The following is a 6992-nucleotide window of genomic DNA, read 5'->3' as shown; positions in this document are numbered from 1 at the left end:
AGCGGGGATCCATTTTGGGTTCCTGGATTATTGAAATACATGGAAGACCCAGAAGTATCTAGGGTGGCTGGCGAAGCATTTTGTATGATTACGGGTATCGATCTGGCTTATCAGGACTTAGATGTAAACAAGCCTGAAGGTTTTAGTTCGGGCCCAACGGAGGACCCAGCAGACGAGAATGTAACGTTGGATGAGGATATGGACCTTCCTTGGCCCAATCGCACCTTGTTGTTGCAATGGTGGCAGAGTAATAATTCTAATTTCCGATCCGGAGTACGTTATTTGTGTGGTAAGCCATTATCTGAGCAGCAGTGCAGAGATGTACTCCGCCAAGGCTTTCAGCGACAACGTACAGCAGCAGCTATGGAGTTAGCTCTTCTTGGGCTACCATTCATAGAGACTCGTGCTCCAGGAAGGCGACAGGTGAAACTCTTATAAGATACACCTTGTGAAAGTGGGGATTTAGTTATGTTTGTAGACTATCTGGACATTTTCTTTGTAGTGCTTGGAAGTATCTTTGGGGGATTGTCGATGATTTCTTATGTTAAGCATCATAGCAGCTTCACATTACAAGCAAAAATATGGCTTAGAATAGCGTTTGTATTCGCTGTTGTTGGACTTTTTCTTCTTTTCAGTAATCGCATTTGATAGTGGTTATTAGTCCAGTTTAATGTGTGATGCGCTCGCATCTGTTTGTAAATAGAATGCTTTCTGATAGTATGAAAAATGATCAGCTATATAGATATAGGCCTTTCCAAAGATTCATATCTTTTTGGATGAAGAGCAAAGGACAGTGTTATGGCATCTGAGTTAAAGGATAAATACATTGGTCGTTATCGCATTGATGAGTTGCTTGGATCTGGGGCTATGGCTCACGTCTATAAAGCATTTGATAGCGAGATAAATCGTACCGTTGCTATTAAAGTACTTAAAAAAAATAATTGTCATGACGAAGAGTATTTTAACCGTTTTCTTAGTGAAGCTAAGGCAGCGGGTTTTCTATCCCACCCCAATATAGTCACAATCTTTGATGTCGGCCGATACGAAGAAACGCCTTATATCGTTATGGAGTTAATAGAAGGGCTTACTCTTGGTGAAAAACTCGAAAGTGGTGAGTTGTTCGATATTAAGTATTCTTTAAAAATCATGTTACAACTCGCCGAAGCCCTCGATTATGCCCACAATAACGGAATCGTTCATAGAGATGTAAAGCCTGAAAACGTATTGTTTATGCCCGATGGGGAGACGGTTAAGTTAGCCGATTTTGGTATCGCTCATCGAGATGATACAGATAGTAGTGAGAAAACAAAGGTAGGTACTTTGCTTGGCACTCCCCGCTATATGTCGCCCGAACAAGCTTTAGGTGAAGCGATAGATGGCCGTTCAGATTTGTTTTCTTTAGGTGTGGTTTTTTATGAAATGCTTACGGGGGAAAAAGCGTTTAAATCTCAGTCTGTTATCACTCTAATGGTTCAAATATCTCAAGAACAACCTGAATTAATGGGTCATCTCTCAAAAGATATCCCCAGTGGTGTACAGCATATATTAAATCGTTTATTAGAAAAAAAACCTAACGACCGTCCTTCTAGTGGTGCAGAACTAGCGAGCACAATGCGGTGGGAGTTAGACGCCTTAAATGAAGAAAAACACAAATACATGCCTCTCTATATTAAATGGACTCTTATCATGGGCTCTGTCGTTGCCATGGTATTGGGGATATGTATGTTTGTTGTGCTGCGTATTCAATCAGAAGCGTTAACTGAGCATGCCGTGGACTCAGGTATGTCACTGGCCCAATTTATAGCCACCGAGAGCTCTATACCCGTATTAGGTGAAGATTGGATCTCTCTTGAATCTCTTGTGAAGGATACGAGTGACCGAAAGACGTTTGAATATCTTATTGTGCAAGATCATAGCGGCATAGTGCGTGGGGCGATGGATACAAGTCTTTTAGGGAAACCTTTACCTGTTGCTGAAAACAGCCAAATGATTCAGCAGCAAGGAGGAACACGTGTGACAAGCCTTGCACTAGAGGGCGGCCAGAGAGTATTTAATTTTGATACTCCTATTCTGTTTCGTGATACCGAGGTTGGCCGGATTCAATTGGGATTATTGCAGGATAATTTAGATAGAATTAAGCAAGTGGCAACGGGGTTGTTGTTAGCAGTAGGAGCAGTAACGTTACTGTCGGTAGTTGTCGTGCTCTTTATTTTTGGACGCCTTATTGCGCAGCAGCTAAAGACTTTACGAAGGGCAATGGTAGATTTCACGGCTGGAGGGTTAGACCGGCGTATTTCAAATCAGCGCAATGATGAAATCGGTGATTTATTTCGATTGTTTAATGATATGGCCGATAAAGTGCAGAATAAATTAAAGCCAATCAATGAAGATGACTTGCCCACCGTTAAACATGTTGAAACGGAAGTTAAACCGGACGTTGAGTATGCAAGTCAGGGGGATGTTCAGCCCTTATCAGAGCAGGATGCAAGTGTTGATGATAATGATAAAACAAGGATTGCAAAGGGGTAATGACTTGCTTTTAAAAGTGCTGGGCTGTGTTGTTGCGACATTGTTGCTTGCGGGCTGCTCAGCTTTTTCGCCTAGATTAACACCGGGGTATGTTACTCAAGACGATAATTTTCAAGTTATACGTAGTTTCCCCGGGGATACTTACAAAACGCTCGCCAAGCGAATATACGGAACTTCAGTCGAGGCTGATAGGCTTAGTACGATCAACCCCGAGCTTGATCCCGCTGGTGGAACATTGATAGCTGCACCTAGACGTGTGCTGAATCCTTTAGGTGTTTATCCTAATGGTTATCGTACAATGCCCATTCTTTGTTATCACCGATTTACCGCTGCTAATAAAAGCCGAAGTAAACTTGAGCTCACTCAACATAAGGTAAGGCAGCAGCTGCAGTATATAGCTGACCAAGGGTATCATGTTATACGTATGTCAGATGTTGAAGACTACTTACAGGGGCGAAAAGAAATACCTCGGCGCTCAGTAGTGATTACGATTGATGATGGTTATCGCTCAACCTATGATGTTTTATTTCCTCTCCTTCAAGAGTACGAGTTTCCAGCGACGATATTTGTTTACACCGATTTTATAGGAGCTCCCGCAGCTCTGACGTGGAAGCAGATGAAAATAATGCGTGATAGTGGCCTAGTAGATATTCAGTCTCATAGTAAAAGCCATGCGTCCTTAGTTGAGCTTACTAATTCTGGCCCTGGATATCTAAAGCGATTAGAGAGCGAAGTTCGCACGCCACGTAAAGCACTGGAAAAACGTTTGGGACACCCTGTAGATATTTTTTCATATCCGTACGGCGATACTAATAAGAAAGCTGTAAAAGCACTGAAGAAACAAGGAATTCGCATGGCAGTAACCGTCAATAGAGGCGGTAACCCTTCCTTTGCTAATCCTTACCTATTACGTCGAACAATGGTTTATGGGGATGATACCTTGGCTTCATTTAAGCGTAAGCTTCAGGTTTTTCGCCGGGAGAGCTTTGAGTGAAGAAGCTGGGACAAAAAGGTGTACTGCTCTCTGTTTTAATGCTGTCGGCATGCGGTAGCAATCCTTCGTCGTGGACAAGCTATACAGCTAAGCAAGATGAACTTGCTAAGTTTAAAGAATATCACTTTGCATCATCAAAGAAGCTGAAAAACAACGGTCAGTTGCACCAGGCTCTACTGCATTGGCGTATTATTGCCAGTTTAGATCCGTATGATTTACAGGCAAAGAAGGAAATCGACCATCTAGAACAACAGATTGATAAAAAAACATCTGTTTTGATTCAGCAGGTGCGAAAGAATTTAAAGGCAAAGAAGTTAACCTCAGCACGAAAATCGTTATTGAGAGTATTGTCCTTAAACCCTGAACATACAGAAGCTTTAGCGATGCTTCGTCAGTTTACTGGGGCAACAAAATTATCGAAAGGTATAAAACATAGAAAGGTTGTTACCCTACCGGCAGTAAGTAAAAAGAGGGCTTTGAACAAAGATAGAAAAGTAACGCAAAAAAGTAAGTCTACTCCTAAAAAGATAAGTGCCAGTTCGAGACTTGTAGCTCCTAAGCAGAAAAAAAATGATGATATAAGGATAGATCAATTTCAACGGTTATATGAGAAGCGTCAGTATCAAGCGCTCTTGAACAAAGCCGAAAAAATAGAGACTGATCAAGCTTTACCACAATTACTACTGGGGTGGTTGTCAGAAGCAAATATTGTGCTGGCTCAGTCCCTTAGAAAACAAGGGCGGTTGCATGCTGCAAGATCTCATATCAAGAGAGCACTTCAGTACCCTGATCCCAATGGGCGAGTGCTGGTGCTCTTTCACAGAGTGAATGATGAACTTGCTCGTAAACTTTTTGCATCTGGCCGAGAGCTACTCTACTCAGATATAGATCAAGCAATTGCTTTGTGGGAAGAAGCATTGAAGTATGATGAAGAGTTTTCAGAAGTGAAATACGAACTAGAGAAAGCCTACCGTATTCAAAAAAACTTAGTATCTATTAAAAAAGCAAATTAACTGCTAATGAGCTATTCATTATTTAGCTTGGATAACTTTGCTTTTAATTCTTGAGCCTGAGCCATGTAGGCCTTAGCTGCATTGTGATTTGGGTCTATTTCCAGCACGCGTTTCCATAGAGTGATGGCTTTATTTAATTCCTGTTTACGATATGCAATTGACGCTTTTCGGTGGTATTGGTCTGTTAGTTTTTGCTGTAAAGGGCGGTAGATTGATTTAGCGGCTTGGTTATTTGGATTTAAGGCCAAACTGCGCTGTAGAGAGGGGATAGATTGCTCTTGTTGGCCGTGCTTGATTTGAAGTTTTGCTGACTTTAAATAGTACTTTGAAGCTAACTTGGGGTTTTTACTTTCGAGCGCACGAGCTCCACGGACATAAATTTCGCTTGAGTTACTTTCGATTTCAGGTGTAATTAGATTTTTCATGTACAGCTGTTCTAGGTTCTCTGTTGCAGAAGCATAATCACGTTTCTCTAATGCAGCGTACATGAGTTCCAAGTAATCAGGCGGTGATGCTTTACTCGGTTCAATCGGCAGAGTGGGTTGAGCTTTAATAACTTTGCTTACCTTTGCTACTTCTGGAGTAGTTTCAAGCACTTTTGGTTGCTGTGGTTTTTGCGCAATACTTGTAATTTCATTTGCGGTTTTCGGTACTGCTTTTTTAGGTGGAGGCGATGTTTTTTTTTCTGACTTCGTTGAGGGCTTCTTGGATGCTTTGTATTTGAGTGCTTTTGACGTGCTAGGTATACGAATAGTATGGCCAGCATCGATCATCGAAGGAACTGTAATATTATTGTATTTGGCTAGTGCATAAAAAAGATAGAGATTGCCAAGATAGTCTCTGGATAGAGTTGATAGGCTCTCACCTTTTTTTAATGTAACGTTAAAGTGCTTTTGTGGGAAGTAAGTTGTTACCGGAGTATCAATTTGACGGATTATTTCTTTGGCTTTCGTGCTTTTAGGCTTCTCATTTAAGTACGAAACCAATTCAACTCTGGCTTTCTCAGGTTGGCCGGATTCTAATAAATTGACGGCGAGCGTAAAGCGTTTTGAGGGCTTTAATTCTGGCTGGGGCAAATAGTTTATTTCAGGTTTTTGTGATATGTCTTCATCGGCTTTCGATACCGTGTTTGTGACTTGGCAAGCGCTAAGAGAAAGACAAAATAGTATAATTAAAGAAGTGGTTGTTAGAGACTTTTGCATTGTTGAACGTTGTGGTGATTTACCAGTAGTGTCGCTCATCTTTATGGCCATCCCATTTTGCTATTATCCCTCAGCTTAAGGCTTGCTGCGCTTGGGTATAGGGGACTTTACGAGAAAGTGTATTTGTTTAGAACTTTCCATTTATAGCGTATAGCTAAATCCGACCCAGTCGTATATTTAAGCCCTACTTAGAAACTACTATAGCAGACTCGTTAATTCAACTCCCAAATGTAACAATCCCTCAACAGGTATAATGTGTTAACAAAATGTTTTTAGTTTTAATGTATTATATCGATTGTTGGGCCAGTATATTTCGTATAGCGCTTGCATTTTATCGACGTATTATTTGAGGGTGTTATGAATGAAAATGTCTGTCACTATTCTTCTGGATATTGCTTTAATCAACTGTAATAATTACCTTTAAATGATGTAGTTATCTTTTTAATGCTTCAGCAGTAGAGTTTTCTTTATAATTCTCAATTGTTGCTTGCAGTGGAGGTTAGATGGGGCAACCAAGAATAGTAGATGTAGACTACTACGTTTTGATTGAAGAGATGAAACGTGCGAGTGATACTCGATGTTTAATCGAGAAAAAAGACAAAGAGCGCTGGAAAAATTACATTGCAGAAAACGAGATCAGGGAAGCATCATTAGAGGCTTTTGGTAAAGTGAAGTTCTCCCAAGGGAAAGTCAAACTCGTTGCCATTTCGTCTGGCTCTTCCTGGGATGGCTGTTATGCCTACTCAACAGATGATGAGGTTGCATTAAAATATGTTTGCGAAGGATAGTTGTTAGCGGTTTTCCACGGCGGTTGTCATTCTCAAACGCTCTAAATTTATATCTATGTGTATTTTCTTATTAAGCGGGGTGGGAGTAATGCTTTGCCATACTGAATTATCGAGATCTCTATAAGCTGCCAAAATACCAATAAAGCGTGTATCTAATGTTAACTTCTTTGTATCTAAAGTAATGTTTTGGCTAGGAGAAACCTCAATTTCTTGTTGATCAATTAGATCGCTTCCTAGTGTTTCTTGGCTGTTTTCATATAGTTTAAAGAAGGGTGCGTTGGTAAAAGAATTATCTGATTTAAGATGGAATATATACAAAACAATAGGAGAGGGCCTACCGTTTATATCAGGGTTTAGATCTTGGCTAGTGTGAACCTGAATCAATAATTTCCCTGGTTTGTCTTCAAATATTTTACCTGCACAGCCTGTTATTACAGAGATTACTAAAAGTAACATTACAGTTTTA

Annotated in this window: 7 protein-coding genes; 5 read left to right on the top strand and 2 right to left on the bottom strand. The window is 40.5% G+C overall.

Annotation, left to right across the window (positions count from 1 at the left end; genetic code table 11):
• The 4 genes from QZZ55_RS18590 to QZZ55_RS18575 form a co-directional block, all read left to right on the top strand.
• On the top strand, positions 1-438 hold a 438-nt coding region (locus QZZ55_RS18590; protein WP_293268920.1), incomplete at its 5' end, for a hypothetical protein.
• A gap of 360 nt (positions 439-798) precedes the next feature.
• Positions 799-2529: a serine/threonine-protein kinase gene (locus QZZ55_RS18585; RefSeq protein WP_293268919.1), complete on the top strand. Its 1731-nt coding sequence runs from the start codon at positions 799-801 to the stop codon at positions 2527-2529.
• A complete protein-coding gene (locus QZZ55_RS18580; protein ID WP_293268918.1) occupies positions 2501-3523 on the top strand; it encodes a polysaccharide deacetylase family protein in 1023 nt (340 codons plus the stop codon). The genes QZZ55_RS18585 and QZZ55_RS18580 overlap by 29 nt, the downstream gene beginning before the upstream one ends.
• Positions 3520-4536: a hypothetical protein gene (locus QZZ55_RS18575; RefSeq protein WP_293268917.1), complete on the top strand. Its 1017-nt coding sequence runs from the start codon at positions 3520-3522 to the stop codon at positions 4534-4536. The genes QZZ55_RS18580 and QZZ55_RS18575 overlap by 4 nt, the downstream gene beginning before the upstream one ends.
• Positions 4537-4547: 11 nt before the next feature.
• Here the strand turns inward: QZZ55_RS18575 and QZZ55_RS18570 are convergent, their stop codons facing one another.
• The gene (locus QZZ55_RS18570) at positions 4548-5777 is read right to left on the bottom strand and encodes a LysM peptidoglycan-binding domain-containing protein (RefSeq protein WP_293268916.1); all 1230 of its coding nucleotides are present in this window, start codon (positions 5775-5777) and stop codon (positions 4548-4550) included.
• Between the two features lie 464 nt (positions 5778-6241).
• Here QZZ55_RS18570 and QZZ55_RS18565 point away from each other — a divergent pair, with 464 nt between their 5' ends.
• On the top strand, positions 6242-6526 hold the full coding sequence (locus QZZ55_RS18565) for a hypothetical protein (protein ID WP_293268915.1): 285 nt from the start codon (positions 6242-6244) through the stop codon (positions 6524-6526).
• Positions 6527-6529: 3 nt separating this feature from the next.
• Here QZZ55_RS18565 and tssJ read toward each other — a convergent pair.
• The coding region (gene tssJ, locus QZZ55_RS18560) for a type VI secretion system lipoprotein TssJ (protein WP_293268914.1) at positions 6530-6992 on the bottom strand (463 nt) is incomplete at its 5' end.

This window comes from Neptunomonas sp., from assembly GCF_016744175.1.
In the GTDB taxonomy this organism is placed as follows: Bacteria; Pseudomonadota; Gammaproteobacteria; order Pseudomonadales; family Balneatricaceae; genus Neptunomonas.
This window is presented reverse-complemented; position numbering and strand designations above follow the sequence as displayed.

Bases quoted from the DNA above. Each gene is read 5' to 3' on its own strand.
- QZZ55_RS18585 (WP_293268919.1), top strand. From the start codon at position 799: ATGGCATCTGAGTTAAAGGATAAATACATTGGTCGTTATCGCATTGAT.
- QZZ55_RS18580 (WP_293268918.1), top strand. From the start codon at position 2,501: ATGATAAAACAAGGATTGCAAAGGGGTAATGACTTGCTTTTAAAAGTG.
- QZZ55_RS18570 (WP_293268916.1), bottom strand. From the start codon at position 5,777: ATGAGCGACACTACTGGTAAATCACCACAACGTTCAACAATGCAAAAG.
- QZZ55_RS18565 (WP_293268915.1), top strand. From the start codon at position 6,242: ATGGGGCAACCAAGAATAGTAGATGTAGACTACTACGTTTTGATTGAA.